The sequence below is a fragment of the Paenarthrobacter nitroguajacolicus genome (genome assembly GCF_029952445.1).
GTDB lineage: Bacteria > Actinomycetota > Actinomycetes > Actinomycetales > Micrococcaceae > Arthrobacter > Arthrobacter nitroguajacolicus_B.
Window position 1 is genome coordinate 43,145 of the sequence record NZ_JAQPPK010000023.1, and the last position, 16,392, is coordinate 59,536.

Consider the following 16,392-nt stretch of genomic DNA (forward strand, 5'->3'; position numbering starts at 1 on the left):
GACAGAAACACGTTGTCCAGCGAGGAGGCACAGATCATGGGGGATCTAGCAATAGATTTCTGTGGGGAATGGTACGAACCATCCGACGAGGACGTCTTTGACATCGGCCGTGAAGGCGATCTTGAAGTCGACGACAACCCGTACCTGCACCGGCGCTTCCTGCAGATTGCCCGATACGACGGCATCTGGTGGCTGAGCAACGTAGGCAGCATGCTCTCGGCCACCATCGCGGACGGCTCCGGTGGCATGCAGGCCTGGCTGGCGCCAGGGGCCAGGATCCCTTTGGTGTTCAGCCACACGAACGTCATTTTCACTGCCGGTCCCACCACGTACGAGTTTGCGGTGCATCTGAAGACGCCGTCCTTCCGCCATGAAGCCCGCGACGAAGACCAGGCCGGTGATACGACCATTGGCCCGGTAGTTTTCACCGACTCCCAAAAGGCGCTCATCGTTGCCCTGGCCGAACCCATGTTGCGGCGCGATGGCACCGGCTTCAGCGCCATTCCGTCCTCCGCGGAGGCCGCCAAACGCCTGGGCTGGGCCCTGACCCGGTTCAACCGCAAGCTGGACAACGTGTGCGACAAACTGGACCGCGTCGGCGTCGTGGGACTGCGCGGTGGCGCCGGAAAACTGGCCACCAACCGCCGGGCGCGTTTGGTTGAGCATGCCGTGACGTCCCACCTGGTGACGCCGGCCGACCTGAATCTTCTTGAGAAAATGAGTGGAGTCGACGAAGGATGAAGTTCCGCCTGACATTGCGGCGCGACCCTGCGGAAGCAAAGGACCTCGCCGTAACGGTGGACGGCCGTGCCACCGTGGCCGATATCGCCACCGAACTCTGGGCTGCCGACCCCGCCCGCAAGGGGACTGAACCGCCGTCGAACCTGTCCATCAGCGTGGACGAAGCGTTCGTTGGCGGTGGCTTGTCCGGACACGTCCTCAGGCCCACGGACAACCTGCTGGAGTCCGGGCTTCGCCCAGGTTCCAAAGTGTCGCTGGCCCACGTCAGCGAGGAATTTGCCTCCAACGGGCACGGGTCCAACAGGGGACCGGCGGCGGCGACGTTGCGCGTGATGTCAGGGCCCGACGTCGGCCGCGAATTTTCGCTGCCGTTCGGCACCAGCTACATCGGCCGGGACCGGGACGCCGACATCCGCCTCTCGGACCCGCTCACCTCCAAGCGCCACGCCCGCATCACGGTAGGCGAGACGGTGGAGATCGTGGACACGAACTCCGCCAACGGCCTGCTCATGGATGGCCTGCCGGTTACCCGTGCCACGCTTGGATCCTCGGACACCGTGACGCTTGGCGATACGTCGGTGGGCGTTGTCTCCCTCTCCCGGAACCATGGTGGCGGCCCGTCCTCGCCGCTGGTCGACTTCAACCGTTCGCCGCGGGTGCTGCCGCGCTTCGAGTCACCCAAACGCGTGCCGCCTGCCGGTCCCAAGCGGCCCGAACACCAACCATTCCCGTACATCATGCTCGTTGCGCCGCTGTTGATGGGTGGCGTTCTCTTCGCCGTTACCCAGAACCTGCTGTCGGTGCTCTTCATGGCCATGATGCCGCTGTTCATTGTGGGCCACTATGTGGATCACAAGATGCAGGGCAAGCGCCAGGCGAAAGAAGGCCACAAGCAGTTCAAGGCCGCCATGCTGGCGTTCCGCGAGGACATCGACAGGCAGCAGAACATCGAGCGCGCTGTCCGCCTCCAGGAGGCGCCTTCCGTGAGCGATACCGTGGACGCGATCTACAAGCTCGGGCCTTTGCTCTGGACCAACCGTCCAGAGCACCAGCACTTCCTCGGTGTACGTTTCGGCCTGGGTTCGGCGCCTTCGCGCATCCCCTTCGATGAACCCGCCGCCAACGAGACTGAGCCGCAGTACATGCGCGAAATCCAGGAGTGCCTGCAGCAGGTACGTGTCATCGAGGGCGTGCCGATCGTGTCGCAGCTGCGCACGTCAGGTTCGTTTGGCGTTGCGGGGGACCGCAACGTGGTGGACGACGTCGCCCGAGGCATGGTGCTCCAACTGGTGGCCCTCCATTCGCCTGCGGAAGTGGTCGTCACCGCGCTGACGTCGCCGCGGTCGCGCGAACGGTGGGATTGGTTGCAATGGCTCCCGCATGTCGGCTCAGGCCACAGCCCCGTTTCAGGCGACCACCTCGCGGCCGGTCCCGGTGCGGGCGCTGCCTTGTTGTCCCGCCTGGAAAACCTCGTGGAAGAACGCGAGTCGCTATCCAAGGAGCCAGGTCCGCAGCCGCGTCCCGGCCTCAAGGACGAGCACGAGGAGCTTCCCTCCCCGGTGGTGCCGGCCGTTCTGGTGATCGTGGAGGACGACGCTCCCGTGGACCGTGGGCGGCTGACCCGCCTGGTGGAACGCGGGGCCGATTACGGTGTGCACGTCATGTGGGTGGCAGCCAATGTGCAGTCCCTCCCGGCCGCTTGCCGCGACTTCCTGTCCGTCGACGGCGACCACGGCACCACCACGGGCCAGGTCCGTTTGGGCCGGCACACCTACCCGGTGAGCTGCGAAAGCCTCGACGCCGATCTCGCCACCCAGCTGGCACGCATGATGTCGCCGCTGGTTGATGTCGGCAACCCGCTCGAGGACGACTCCGACCTCCCGCGCGCAGTTTCCTATGCCACGTTGATCGGCAAGGAGCTGATGGACAATCCTCAGGCCGTGGCCGAACGCTGGCAGGAGAACAACTCCGTGCACGCTACTGCTGTGCCCAACCGCAAGGACAACGGGAGCCTCCGTGCCTTGGTCGGCTCCAAAGGTGTGGAACCGTTCTACCTCGACCTGAAGAATGAGGGTCCGCACGCCCTGGTTGGCGGAACCACCGGCGCCGGCAAGTCCGAGTTCCTGCAGTCCTGGGTGATGGGCATGGCTGCGGCCTACAGCCCGGACCGCGTCAGCTTCCTTTTTGTGGACTACAAGGGCGGCGCGGCCTTCGCGGACTGCCTGCATTTGCCCCACACCGTGGGCCTGGTCACGGACTTGTCCCCGCACCTGGTTCGCCGGGCACTGACCTCCTTGCGGGCTGAACTGCACTACCGGGAACGCCTGCTGAACCGCAAGAAAGCCAAGGACCTGCTGGCCCTTCAGCGCGAAGCGGATCCTGAAGCGCCGCCGTACCTGATCATCATCGTGGACGAATTCGCGGCCCTTGCCACGGAAGTTCCCGAGTTCGTTGACGGTGTTGTGGACGTCGCCGCCCGTGGCCGGTCCCTCGGCCTGCACCTCATCCTGGCAACCCAGAGGCCTGCCGGCGTCATCAAAGACAACCTGCGGGCCAACACCAATCTCCGTGTCGCCCTGCGCATGGCCGATGAAGTGGACGCCGTAGACATCCTTGGCGTCCCCACGGCCGCCTATTTCGATCCGTCCATTCCGGGCCGTGGCGCTGCCAAGACCGGACCCGGCCGCATCCAGGGTTTCCAGACCGGATATGCCGGCGGCTGGACCACCGAGAAGCCGCAGCGTCCCAGGATCGACATCGTGGAGATGGCCTTTGGCTCCGGCCCTGTGTGGGAGCCGCCGCTGGTTACCCAGGTTGAAGAAGAGCCCGCCGGACCGAACGACATCGCAAGAATGACCGGAAACATCATCCGTGCGGCCGACGTCCTGTCCATTGCACCGCCCCGGAAACCGTGGCTCAACGAACTCGCCACCACCTACGATTTCTCCAAGCTTCCCAACCCGCGCACCGACGAACGGCTTCTTTTGGGCGTGGCGGACGATCCCGCCCACCAGGACCAGCCCACGGTGTTCTACGAGCCGGACAAGGACGGCAACATGGCCGTCTACGGCACCGGTGGATCCGGAAAGTCGGCAGCGCTGCGGGGCATCGCGATTGCCGCGGCCGTGACGCCGCGCGGTGGGCCGGTTCACGTGTACGGGATCGACTGCGGCTCTTCGGGACTGAAGATGCTGGACGGGCTTCCGCATGTTGGCGAGATCATCAACGGCGACGACGTGGAGCGAGTGGGCCGCCTGCTGCGCTGGCTCAAGGAAGTAGCCGATGACCGGGCAGCGCGATTCGCAGAAGTCCGGGCCTCCACCATTGTTGAGTACAGGCAACTGGCCAACAGGCCGGATGAGAAGCGCATCTTCATCCTGGTGGACGGAATGTCAGCGTTCCGGGAAGGGTACGAGTACAGCAACCTCTCGGCACTGTGGGACATCTTCCTCACGTTGGCCACGGACGGCCGTCCCCTCGGTATCCACCTGGTAGTGAGCGGTGACCGCACCAACTCCGTTCCGGCGTCGCTCCTTGCTTCCATCCAGAAGCGGCTGGTCCTGCGGCTCAGCTCCGAGGACGACTACATGACCCTGGACGTCCCCAAGGACGTCCTGAACGCTGCCTCGCCTCCCGGCCGGGGCCTGCTGGATGGCCTGGAAGTCCAACTCGCGGTCTTGGGCGGCAACTCGAACCTGGCCCTCCAAGCACGTGAAGTGGCCAAACTGAGCCAGGCAATGGTTCGCCAGGGGCTCGAACAGGCACCCCAGATCCAGCGGCTCCCGGAGTTGGTGGACCTGGACATCCTGCCTACCGGCGCCCCGGACAACCCCGTTATTGGTGTCGACGACGAAACGCTGGGTTCGGCGGCCATCGGCGCCAAGGGTTCGCTGCTGTTGGCGGGCCCTCCCGGTTCCGGACGCACGGTGGCCCTGGTTACGCTGGCCTACGCCTTGCGGCGCTCCAACCCACGTACCGACCTCATCTACATTGGTTCCCGTCGCTCGGCGGTGGCGTCGTTGAACATCTGGAGCCGCTCGCTGGTAGGACCCGACGAGGTCTCCGATGTCATTGACGACCTCGTGGACAAAGCCTCAGACAACCCCGGAAGCATGGCCATCTTCATCGAGGGCCTCACGGAGTTCACGGATACCTTGGCGGAATCGGGGGTGGGCCGCCTGGTTACCGCTGCCATCAAGGCAGACCAATGGGTGGTGGGAGAGTCCGAAACGTCCACGTGGTCCCAGGCCTGGTCCTTGGCGCAGCCCTTCAAGTCCGGACGACGCGGGCTGCTGCTCAACCCCGGCGACGTGGAGGGCGACACCCTCCTCAACACCTCCCTGGGCCGGATCAGCAAGGACTTCATTCCCGGCCGCGGCTACATCGTGGGTCGCGGCAAGGTCCGCAAGCTGCAGATCGCCATGCCGCCGGAAAACCGCAGCTAGGAGGGTATTGGGCCAGAATGTCGGTGGCTTGCGGCAAGATAGAGCTGTGAGCACACCAGAAACTGCGAATCCGGTAGAAACCACAGGTGACCACTCCGCGGCTGTTGCCGTGGAGGGGGAGGGAACCCCGCCCGCGGAGTCCTTGCGTGACGAATATGAGCAACTGGCTGACCTTGTCCGCAAGTACCGGTATGCCTATTACCAAGAGGACTCACCCACAGTTTCCGATGCCGAGTTCGACGAACTGTACCGGCGCCTTGAGGAGCTCGAAGCCCTCCACCCTGAGCTCGTTTCCAATGATTCGCCCACCCAGGAAGTGGGCGGGGAAGTCTCCTCTGCTTTCGCGGCCGTGGAACACTTGCAGCGGATGTACAGCCTGGATGACGTCTTCTCGTTGGAGGAGCTTGAGGCCTGGGTCCGCAAGGCCGAAGCCTCCGTGGCCAAACTCGGCGATTCCGTTCCACCCATCGCGTGGCTGACGGAATTGAAGATCGACGGACTGGCGGTGAACCTCCTGTACCGGGACGGAAAACTGGTCCGGGCCGCCACGCGTGGAGATGGCACCACGGGCGAGGACATCACGCACAACGTGCTCACCATCAAGGAGATCCCGCGGGAACTGAGCGGTTCCGGGTATCCATCTGAAGTCGAAATCCGTGGTGAAGTGTTCATTCCTTCCAAGGCGTTCCTGGAGTTCAACGAAACACTCGTGGCCGCAGGGAAGGCACCCCTGGCCAACCCACGCAATGCTGCTGCCGGGTCACTGCGCCAGAAAGATCCGGCCGAGACAGCCAAGCGCCCCCTGAGCATGTACGTGCACGGCATCGGAGCACGTGAAGGACTGGACGCCAAGAGCCAGTCCGGGACGTACAAGCTACTGGAACAATGGGGTCTCCCTGTCAGCCCCTACCTCAAAGTGCTGGGCTCCTTCGCGGAGGTCCTTGAGTTCATTGCCCACTATGGAGCACACCGCCACGACCTTCAGCATGAGATCGACGGCATCGTGGTCAAGATCGACGACTTCGCCACCCAACGTGCCCTCGGCTACACGTCCCGTGTTCCCCGATGGGCTGCAGCGTACAAGTACCCGCCGGAGGAAGTGCACACCAAGCTCCTGGACATCGCCGTCAACGTTGGCCGGACAGGACGCGTGACTCCTTTCGGGTTGATGGAGCCGGTGAAGGTGGCGGGTTCCACCGTGGGGATGGCCACCCTGCACAACCAGGACGTCGTCAAGGCCAAGGGCGTCATGATCGGCGACATCGTGATCCTCCGGAAGGCCGGAGATGTCATTCCGGAAATCGTGGGCCCGGTGTTGGCCTTGCGCGACAAACAGGACCCCCCGGTGCGCGAATTCGTCATGCCCACCGAATGCCCGTCTTGTGGCACTCCGCTGGCCCCGGCCAAGGAAAGCGACGTGGACATCCGTTGCCCCAACGCCAAGTCCTGCCCGTCCCAGCTCCGTGAGCGCGTCTTCCACTTGGCCGGCCGCGGTGCGTTCGACATCGAAGCCCTGGGGTGGGAAGCTGCAATCGCCCTTACCCAGCCTGCCGAGCCTGAGACGCCGCCCTTGACCAGTGAAGCGGGCCTGTTCAGCTTGAGCCGTGAAGTGCTCGCGGACGTCAGGATCCGCCGGGAGAAGCGGTCCAAAGGCGTGGGTACCGGCGAATACGAACTGGTTCCCTACTTCTTCACCAAGGGCACGGCCAAGTCGCCGTCCAAGCCCACAGCCACCACGGAGAAGCTTTTCGTCGAGCTGGAGAAGGCCAAGAAGCAGCCACTCTGGCGCGTGCTGGTGGCCTTGTCCATCCGGCACGTAGGACCCACGGCGTCCAGGGCCTTGGCCACTGCATTCGGCAGCATGGACGCAATCCGCAGCGCCACAGAGGAGCAGATCGCCCACGTGGACGGCGTGGGACCGACCATTGCCGCGGCACTCAAGGAGTGGTTCGCCGTGGACTGGCACAACGAGATCGTGGACAGTTGGGCCGCTGCCGGCGTGCGGATGGAGGACGAACGGGACACCTCCGTGCCGCGCACCCTTGAAGGCCTCACCGTGGTGGTCACCGGCACCCTGCCCAACTTCAGCAGGGATGAAGCCAAGGAGGCCATCATCATCCGCGGCGGCAAAGCCTCCGGATCCGTTTCCAAGAACACCAGCTACCTGGTGGCTGGCGAGAGTGCCGGGACAAAACTGGACAAGGCCGAGCAGCTGGGCGTTCCGGTGCTGGATGAGGACGGCTTCCGCGAGCTGTTGGCCAACGGGCCGGCAAAGACCGAGGCGGAAACTGACGGCGGATCCGAAGCAACGCCGGCAGGGACCGAAGCAACAGCAGCCGAGGTGGAATCCGAATGACGGAAGCCACTGGGCTGCTTGATGTTGCCAAGCGTGCTGCGGCCGCAGGCGCCGCCGTACTGGCTAAACGGTCCGCCGGCGGTACTGCGGGCGACGGCCTGCAGACCAGCAACAAGGGTGAAGCCGGCGACTGGGTCACCGCTTATGACGTGGCCGCGGAGAACGCGGTCCGTGAAGCGATCCTGGCCGAACGACCCAACGACACCATCACGGGGGAGGAACACGGAACCACGCGTCCCACCAACCCCTCCGGCTACCGCTGGTCCATCGACCCGCTGGATGGGACCACCAATTTCATCCGGAACATCGTCTACTACGCCACTTCCGTTGCGGTGGCGGATTCCGACGGCGTCTGGCTGGCCGGCGTCGTACACGCACCTGCGCTTGGGCGCGTGTATTCAGCTGCCCGCGGACAGGGAGCGCAGCTGGAAACAGCAGGGGAAACTACTGCCCTGGCGGGCCCGGTTCCCGGGCGGACCGGACTCATCCTTGCTACCGGCTTCAGTTACGATCCCCTGACCAGGGCCGACCAGTCAGCCGGACTGGCCGGCCTCATGGATGGCTTCGCCGACGTCCGCCGGCTCGGTTCCGCGGCACTGGATCTTTGCCTGGTGGCTGACGGCACCTTCGACGCCTACGGTGAGCGTGGTTTGAACGAGCACGATTTCGCAGCCGGTGCGTTGATCGCCGAGGAAGCCGGTTGCTGGGTACGCAGGCCGCGTTTGACCAGCCCGCTCGACGGCGGACCCAGCACCGAGGACCGGCTGGCGGCGTGGATGTGTGCGGCTACCTTGGAACTTTCCGGCAAGTTCCCGTTGTGAGAACAATCCGGTGATCAGGACACTGGCCATCGCCAACTACCGATCGATCCGGGATCTTGCCATTCAGTTGCATGGCTTGGACATCGTGACCGGAGCCAATGGCAGCGGAAAGTCCTCGCTATACCGTGCCCTGCGGTTGCTGGCCGAGTGCGCCGGCGGAGACTCCGGAAACGTAGTGGGCTCCCTCGCCAGGGACGGGGGATTGTCGTCCACTCTCTGGGCGGGACCCGAGACCATCAGCGACGCCATGCGCCGGGGTGAGGTACCAGTCCAAGGCACGGTCCGCAAGGCGTCGGTGAACCTGAAACTGGGCTATTCCGGGGACGACTTCGGTTACCTGGTGGACCTTGGCATGCCTGTGCCGGGAGGCGTGGGATTCGACCAGGAAACGGGCAGGCCGCGTCCTTCGGCTTTTGGGCTCGACCCCGAAATCAAGCGGGAGCAAATTTTCTCCGGCCCCGTTGCCAGGCCTGGGTCCTTGCTGGTTGACCGCAAAGGCAGTCTGGCCCGGCTCCGTGGCGCCGGTGGGGAATGGACGGAGCTGTCGCGGCGCCTGGATACCTACCAAAGCATGCTCACCGAAGTCTCGGACCAGGACCGCGCGCCGGAGGTCTTGCGGGTGCGGGACTCTGTGCGTTCCTGGCGCTTCTATGACCACTTCCGCACCGACCCCGATGCCCCAGCCCGCCAGGCGCAGATCGGGACCCGTACGCCGGTACTGCATCACAGTGGCAGGGATCTCGCGGCCGCCCTCCAGACCCTGCGGGAGGTGGGGGTCGAACAGAAGCTGGATACCGCCGTCGGCCACGCTTTTCCGGGAAGCCGGCTGCAGGTCGCCGTCAATGATGGCAGGTTCAGTATGGAGCTGAAACAGCCCGGGATGCTGCGGCCCATGAAAGCTGCCGAACTCTCCGATGGAACCTTGCGTTTCCTTCTGCTGACAGCTGCGTTGCTGACTCCGCGGCCCCCTGAGCTTATGGTCCTCAACGAACCCGAGACCAGTCTCCACGTTGACCTGATGCCGGCGCTGGCCGGACTGATTGTCCAGGCCAGCGCCTACAGCCAATTGATCGTGGTGACACATTCCGAGGCCCTCCTCGCAGCGCTCCGGGAGACCGGGGCCGCGCATGAGCACGAGCTCTACAAGGAATTGGGCGAAACCAGGATCAAGGGCCTGGGCGCCCTGGAAGGTCCGCTGTGGAGCTGGCCCAAGCGCTGACCCCTGGCAAGGGTCAGCCATGCATTGTGTAGCGCCTAGAAGGCCGAACCAATGGAAGTCAGCTCCTGGGCAGCACTTCCGGCATAACGGTTACCGGGCCGGTCCAGCCCATAGTGTCCCCGAAGCGTTGTGGCCGTGTACTCGGTGCGGAAGAGGCCGCGCTGCTGCAGGATCGGCACCACCTGGTCAACAAAGACTTCCAAGCCGGAGGGAAGGACGGGCGGCATGATGTTGAAGCCGTCGGCAGCTCCTGCGTGGAACCATTCCTGGATGGCATCGGCCACCTGTTCCGGTGTGCCGGAAAAGGTCCGGTGCCCGCGGCCGCCACCCAACCGGCCAATCAACTGCCTGACAGTCAGTTTCTCTCGGCGGGCCAGTTCCACGATCAAGGTGTACCTGCTCTTGGCTCCTTCGATGTCGTCTTCGGAGGGAAGGTCCGAAGGGAGCTGCCGGTCCAGGGGAAGGTCCTCAGGTGCCAGCCGCAACGTCCGCGCAAGCTGTTCGCGCGCGTATTCGGGTTTGATCAGCTCATCAAGTTCCCTTTCGAGCCTGAGGGCTTCGGCTTCGGTGGAACCGATCACCGGGACGATGCCCGGCAGGATCTTGATGCCTTCGGGGTCCCTTCCGGCAGCGGCTGTGCGTGCCTTTAGATCCGAGTAGAAATCCTGTGCGTCGCCGAGTGTCTGGTGGGCCGTAAACACGGCTTCGGCATACTGGGCCGCCAGGTTCTTACCGTTTTCCGAGGACCCCGCCTGGACAACCAAAGGGTGGCCCTGGGGTGAGCGGGGAACGTTGAGGGGACCGCGGACCCGGAAGTGCTTTCCTTCGTGGTCGATGACCCGGATCTTCGTGTCGTCGCCCCAGACGCCCTGTTCCTTGTCGGCAAGGATGGCGTCATCGTCCCAGCTGTCCCACAGCTTTTGCGCTACCTCGATGAACTCGGCCGCCCGTTCGTAGCGGACTGCGTGTGCCGGCTGGTCGTCCACCCCGAAGTTCCGTGCTGCATCGGGGCCCGCGGTGGTCACCACGTTCCACCCGGCGCGTCCGCCGCTCACCCAGTCCACGGAGGCGAAGCGCCGCGCGAGGTTGAAGGGGTCGTTGTAGGTGGTGGACGCGGTGGCGATCAGGCCGATCCTTTGCGTTGCCGCGGCAATGGCCGTCAGCAATACCGTGGGCTCCAGCTTTCCGGCCGGACGGCGGCCCACCTCGCCAAACAGGACGGGGGAGTCGGCGAAGAAGATGGAGTCGAGCTTGCCTCGTTCCGCGGTGCGGGCGAGGTGCTGGTAGTGCTCTATTTTGGTGGAGGCAAAGGGATCACTTTCCGGCAGACGCCATGAGGCTTCGTGGTGTCCGGTGCTCATGAGGAAAGCGTTCAGGTGCAGTTGGCGCTTTGGCGGGGTCATGTTTCTCCTTGGTTCAGGACAGTGCGGGGCTGGTGGGTGGCGGGTTGTGTGGCAACTTAAGCACGTCCTCGAAGACCACCGCCAGCAGCCCGACACGTCCGCGCAACAGCGGGAAACCGGGGTTCACCAAACGCAACGGAACGGCATTCAACGCCACAGGAGGCAACAGAAAGGAACCCGCCTGGCCCGGCCGAGCCACCCAAACCGGCCACCCGGCGTCGGGCGTCTTGGGTAGGAAGTCCCCGCAAAGGTGATAGTTCCATCACGGAAAAGGGCATTTGGTATCCCAGGAGCACCAGACGCGACTACCATTGGTAGGTGCTTTCTCCGATTACCGTCCGTCCCGCCCTGCCTGAAGACTACGACGCCGTTGCCCGCATCACGCAGGATTCCTACGTCACCGCGGGGTACTACGGCGACGCCGACCACCCGTACCTGCAGAAGCTCCAGGACGTGGCCGGACGCGCGGAGCATGCTGAGATTTTGGTGGCAGAGCGTAACGGCGAGGTGATCGGATCCGTTACGGCAGCTCCGGCAGGCGGCGGTTTCTCGGACATCGGACTCGAGGACGAATTGGAATTGCGCACCCTCGTTGTGGATCCCGCAGTCCAGCGCTCAGGTGCGGGCCGCGCCTTGGTGCAGGCCGTCGTCGACCAGGCGAAGTCGATGGACGGGATTAAGGCTGTGTCGCTGACCACCGGGGCCACCTGGGAAAGCGCCAACGCCCTGTACGCCCGGACCGGATTCGACCGTGCACCCCACCGTGACTGGTTTGTTCCGGGTACCGACATAAAACTGTTCGTTTACAGGCTCGAGCTCGGGCAGTCATAAAGTTTCCTTCGAAGCGTCGGTCACCGGGCCGGTCGCAACGACAGGAAGGCGCGGCATGCGCAAGACATTCGGCACGGGTTCGGTCTGGGAACAGACCCTTGGCTACTCCCGCGCAGTCCAGGTGGACAACACCCTCTTCATTTCGGCCACGGCCGCCTCGGGACCTGATGGAATTGTGGGCGACGACTTCTACTCGCAGACCAAGTACATCCTGGAAAAACTCGGCACGGTCCTGGAGGACGCCGGGTTCTCCTACGAAGACGTGGTGCAGTCCAAGCTGTACCTGACCGACATCAGCAAGTGGGAAGACGCCGGACGCGCGCACGGCGAAGTCTTCGGCGAGATCCGCCCGACGCTTTCCTTGGTGCACGTCCTGCCGTTCCTGGACCCGCAGATGCTCGTGGAAATCGAACTCGTAGCCCAAAAGTCCGCATAGCCCCACACCCAACTGGGTGACAGCAACTGCTCCACTGACACCTCATTGGAGCAGTTGCTGTTACCCAGTTGGGTCAGCCCGGGACGCCGTACCGGTGTTCCGGGCGGCCGGTGCTTCCGTAGCGCAGTTGGATTTCGACGGCGCCATCGTCAGCGAGCGAGGACAGGTACCTTTGCGCTGTGGCCCGAGAGACACCGACCCGTTCAGCGACTTCGGCAGCGGAATACTGTTCGCCGGGGACCAGTGATTCCAGGACTGCAGCCTCCGTGGCGGAGCGTGGCTTGGCCGCCGGGGCAACGTCTCCGGGAATCAGGGAGCGCTTGGCCCGTTCAATGGTGGTCTGGTCAACGGCCGTTTGCTGTGCCAGGATCCGGCGGTAGCGCGCATAGGACCTAAGCTGCTGGGACAAGGACTCGGCGGTAAAGGGCTTAAGCATGTACCCCAATGCACCCCGGCGGAACGCCACCTTGATGGACTGGGCATCGGAGGCAGCCGTGAGCATAATGCCGTCCACGTCCAACTGCCCGAGGAGGTCAAGGCCGGACCCATCAGGCAGGTAGACATCCAGCAGTACAAGATCGGGCCGCAAGCTGTGGATCGCCTGCAGGGCCTGGGAAACGGACCCCGCCGGGGCGAGCGCCATGAACCCCGCCACTGAGTCCACATAAGCTGCATGGAGTCTTGCCACGTGGAAGTCGTCATCCACGATCAGCACCCTCAAATCCTCAGCCACCGTTATCCTCCCTCATCGTTGACCCCGCCTGTGCTGTGCCGCTACCAGTTCCGGTGCTGTCCATGACTCCGGGGATGGTGGCCATGAACACCGCGCCGGGCCCGCCCGCTGTGCCCCGTTCCAGGACCCGGACATCACCACCGCGTCGACGCGCAAGCTGCCGCACCAAGGCCAGCCCCAAACCTTGTCCGGCTCCCGGACGAACCGGTTGGTCCGACGTCGTGAACCCTTCAGCGAAAACCTCCTCAGGTTCCAGGTTCCCAAGCCCGTCCCCGGAGTCGGCCACCACGATGTGAAGGGCGCCGCCGTCGCCGCTTTGCTCGTCCAGCAGTTCGATGTCCACCCAGCGCTCTGCGGCAGAACCGGCGACGGCGGCGCTCACCGCGTTATCAATCAGGTTGCCGAGCACTGTGGTGACGTCCTGGGGATCGGCCACATGTCCACGGACCAGGGTTTCGGGGCCGATGCGCAGGGCCACGCCGCGTTCGGAAGCTTCCACGCCCTTCGCGCCAACGAAGGCCTGGAGATAGGGATCCTGCAGGAGTTCGGCTTGCTCCACCGGGAATTTCAGGGGCCCGGTGGCAGAGATCCTGGCCAAGTACTCCTTGGCGGAATCGTGCTGGCCGATACTCATGAACCCCGCAATGGTGTGCAACTGGTTGGCGAATTCATGACGCTGCGCCCGGAGCGCCGTGGACATCGTGCCCACCGCATCCAGTTGCCGGGTCAGTTGCTGCAATTCGGTGCGGTCACGAAGCATGACCACCCAGCCGAGGTCTTCCTTCCGGTGCCAGGCTTTGCGGGCGCTTGCCACCAGGACCCGTCCGCCGGCCACGATTTCCACGGCTTCGGCGTCTTGCGCTGCGGGTCGCGTCAGCTGTTTGAGTTGCTCCGGGACGTTCGCCGACGTCCAGTCCTGGCCCGTGGCATCCGGCATGTCCAGGAGCCGGGCTGCGGCTGCGTTGAACACGGAGATGCGGCCATCGGCGGCGATGCCGATCACGCCATCATCAACACCTTGAAGGACCGCCACTTGGTCGTGCACCAAGGTGCTGATCTCCTCGGGTTCGAGTCCGAGCGTGAGCCGCTGGAGGCGCCGGCGGAGGAGGAAGGAAGCGAGGACGCCGGCCAGGAGCGCACCACCAGCCGTCAGGGCAATGGGTGCGATGTCGCGCCCCAGACTCTTGGTCAGCGATTCCATGGAGTAGCCCACGCTGACTTCGCCCACTATTGTTGCGGCGTTGTCGGGGGAGTAGACCGGGACTTTGGCGCCGGCCGAAGGCCCGAGCGTCCCTGTGTTCCGCGTGGTGATCTCCTCGCCGGCAAGGGCCACGGAGGGATCGGTGCTGACCCGTTCGCCGAGCCGTGCCAGGTCCGGGTGTGCCAGCCGAAGTCCTGTTTCATCCGTGATGACGACGAACAATGCGCCTGTCCGGACCCGGGCTGCTTCCGCTGCTGCTTGGAGGGGGCCGGCAGCGAGGACGTCGGGCGGCGGAGTGCCTTCCTCTTTGCTGATGGCCTGGACGTCGGCGCGGACATCCGGATCTGCGGCCACCGTCCTGGCCAGGGTCAGGGCCTGGTTTTCGGCCTCGTCGCCAATCCGTTCATAGACAAGCCAAGCATGGACCACGCCACTGAGCAGGACCACCAGCAGCACTACTCCGAGTTGGAGGAGGAGCGTCTGGGTGGAAAAGCGCATGCTGACTCTGCTGCTACGGGGCACCTTCACTCCTTTCCTCCAGATCCATTGAAGCACTGAGCACAATGCGCAAAACGTTCGCAACGAGCAGTATTCCCAACAATTCCCGGAAACCCCTCCGCGTGACGGAGGCCACCATATTGTCTGTAGTGCGCATCACACCGACGTGGCGCCATTCACAGTAGTAAGGAGCCGGCCGTGCTGGTTTTGCTTGGATTCGCAATGATTGCGGTATTCATGGTCCTGATCATGACCAAAAAGTTGACGCCCGTCCTGGCGCTGATCATCGTCCCCACCATCTTTGGCCTTTTCGCCGGAGCAGGTCTCGGAATCGGCCCCATGGTCATGGACTCCATGAAGTCCATGACCTCCACTGCCGCGCTCCTCATGTTCGCCATCATCTACTTTGGCCTCATGATCGACGTCGGACTCTTCGACCCGCTGGTCAAGTTCATCCTCCGCAAGCTGGGTAATGACCCCGCCAAGGTTGTCCTGGGCACCGCGATCCTTGCCGCCGCGGTTTCCCTCGATGGAGACGGCTCCACCACCTTCATCCTCACTACAGCCGCCATGCTGCCGGTGTACCTGCGCCTGAAGATGAGCCCCGTTGTCCTCACCTGCGTGGCCGGCCTGGCCAACGGCACCATGAACATCCTGCCCTGGGGCGGCCCCACCGCGCGTGCTGCCACCGCCCTGAAGCTCGATGTCAACGACGTCTTCGTCCCGATGGTTCCTTCCCTGATCGTCGGCCTTATCGTGGTGCTGGTCTTCTCCTGGCTGCTGGGCCTGCAGGAACGCAACCGCCTGCGCACCGTAGCCCCCGAAATCTGGGGTGAAGTGGCAGATCCCTCTGAAGCGTTCGACGGCGGCACCGGCCGCGGCGGTGCAGTTGCCGCCGGTTCGGGCTCAGGTTCGGGTAGGGGCCGCTTCGGCTTCGGACGCACCGGATCGCCCACAGCAGGCAAGCCGGGCACCGGCGGAGGCTCCGGCGTCGTGGTCCTTGAACGTCCCGAAACCCTGGTTGACGACCACGACACCGCCATGGCAGACACCGCCCTGGACCCCAACCGCACCACGCTGCGTCCCAAGCTGTTCTGGTTCAACCTGGCACTTACCGTTGCCGTCATGGTGACCCTGGTGGCCAACATCGTTCCGCTGCCGTTCGTCTTCATGGTTGGTTCGGCCATCGCCCTCCTCGTGAACTTCCCCAAGGTCAAGGACCAGGGCGCACAGTTGATTGCCCACGCCCCATCGATCGTTGCCGTGGTCAGCATGGTCATGGCCGCCGCAGTCCTCACCGGCGTGTTGAACGGTACCGGCATGGTCAAGGCGATGTCCGAATGGCTCGTCCAGATCATTCCTGCTGACATGGGCCCGTTCATGGCGGTTATCACCGGCGTCCTGAGCATCCCGATGACGTTCTTCATGAGCAACGATGCCTTCTACTTCGGCGTCCTGCCGGTCCTGAGCGAAACCGCCGCCCACTACGGCGTTGGAGCGGCGGACATGGCCCGCGCTTCCATCACTGGCCAGCCGTTCCACCTGCAGAGCCCGCTGGTTCCGGCGATCCTCCTGCTGGTGTCGCTGGCCAAGGTGGACCTGGGCGACCACCACAAGAAGGTCCTGTGGCGCACCGCGGTCATCTCGATCGTCATGCTGGCCGTAGGTGTCCTGACGGGAGCAATCGGCATCGGCTAAGCACCACAGC

General features: G+C 64.2%; 11 protein-coding genes. 8 read left to right on the forward strand and 3 right to left on the reverse strand.

What is annotated here, in order from left to right:
• The first annotated feature begins 36 nt into the window (after positions 1-36).
• The 5 genes from PJL15_RS16500 to PJL15_RS16520 are packed head-to-tail and all read left to right on the forward strand — an operon-like array spanning position 37 to position 9,582.
• Positions 37-741, forward strand: coding sequence for a hypothetical protein (locus PJL15_RS16500; protein WP_281452227.1), 705 nt, complete (start codon positions 37-39; stop codon positions 739-741).
• Positions 738-5,186: an FtsK/SpoIIIE domain-containing protein gene (locus tag PJL15_RS16505; protein ID WP_281452228.1), complete on the forward strand. Its 4,449-nt coding sequence runs from the start codon at positions 738-740 to the stop codon at positions 5,184-5,186. The genes PJL15_RS16500 and PJL15_RS16505 overlap by 4 nt, the downstream gene beginning before the upstream one ends.
• 46 nt (positions 5,187-5,232) lie before the next feature.
• Positions 5,233-7,542, forward strand: coding sequence for an NAD-dependent DNA ligase LigA (gene ligA, locus PJL15_RS16510; RefSeq protein ID WP_281452229.1), 2,310 nt, complete (start codon positions 5,233-5,235; stop codon positions 7,540-7,542).
• The gene (locus tag PJL15_RS16515) at positions 7,539-8,363 is read left to right on the forward strand and encodes an inositol monophosphatase family protein (RefSeq protein WP_281452230.1); all 825 of its coding nucleotides are present in this window, start codon (positions 7,539-7,541) and stop codon (positions 8,361-8,363) included. The genes ligA and PJL15_RS16515 overlap by 4 nt, the downstream gene beginning before the upstream one ends.
• Before the next feature lie 10 nt (positions 8,364-8,373).
• Positions 8,374-9,582, forward strand: coding sequence for an AAA family ATPase (locus PJL15_RS16520; RefSeq protein WP_281452231.1), 1,209 nt, complete (start codon positions 8,374-8,376; stop codon positions 9,580-9,582).
• 35 nt (positions 9,583-9,617) lie between these two features.
• Here PJL15_RS16520 and PJL15_RS16525 read toward each other — a convergent pair whose 3' ends face one another.
• The gene (locus PJL15_RS16525) at positions 9,618-10,985 is read right to left on the reverse strand and encodes an LLM class flavin-dependent oxidoreductase (RefSeq protein ID WP_281452232.1); all 1,368 of its coding nucleotides are present in this window, start codon (positions 10,983-10,985) and stop codon (positions 9,618-9,620) included.
• A gap of 318 nt (positions 10,986-11,303) precedes the next feature.
• Between PJL15_RS16525 and PJL15_RS16530 the strand changes: the two genes are divergently transcribed.
• The gene (locus tag PJL15_RS16530) at positions 11,304-11,816 is read left to right on the forward strand and encodes a GNAT family N-acetyltransferase (protein ID WP_281452233.1); all 513 of its coding nucleotides are present in this window, start codon (positions 11,304-11,306) and stop codon (positions 11,814-11,816) included.
• Positions 11,817-11,871: 55 nt separating this feature from the next.
• Positions 11,872-12,252, forward strand: a complete 381-nt coding sequence (locus PJL15_RS16535; RefSeq protein ID WP_281452234.1) for a RidA family protein — start codon at positions 11,872-11,874, stop codon at positions 12,250-12,252.
• Between the two features lie 73 nt (positions 12,253-12,325).
• Here PJL15_RS16535 and PJL15_RS16540 read toward each other — a convergent pair whose 3' ends face one another.
• Together PJL15_RS16540 and PJL15_RS16545 are read right to left on the reverse strand one after the other, a co-directional pair.
• Complete coding sequence (locus PJL15_RS16540; protein WP_281452235.1) at positions 12,326-12,985, reverse strand: response regulator; 660 nt, start codon at positions 12,983-12,985, stop codon at positions 12,326-12,328.
• On the reverse strand, positions 12,978-14,684 hold the full coding sequence (locus PJL15_RS16545; protein ID WP_281452257.1) for a sensor histidine kinase: 1,707 nt from the start codon (positions 14,682-14,684) through the stop codon (positions 12,978-12,980). Before PJL15_RS16545 ends, PJL15_RS16540 begins: the two co-directional genes overlap by 8 nt.
• 198 nt (positions 14,685-14,882) lie before the next feature.
• Between PJL15_RS16545 and PJL15_RS16550 the strand changes: the two genes are divergently transcribed.
• Positions 14,883-16,382: a CitMHS family transporter gene (locus PJL15_RS16550; protein WP_281452236.1), complete on the forward strand. Its 1,500-nt coding sequence runs from the start codon at positions 14,883-14,885 to the stop codon at positions 16,380-16,382.
• Positions 16,383-16,392 lie beyond the last annotated feature (10 nt).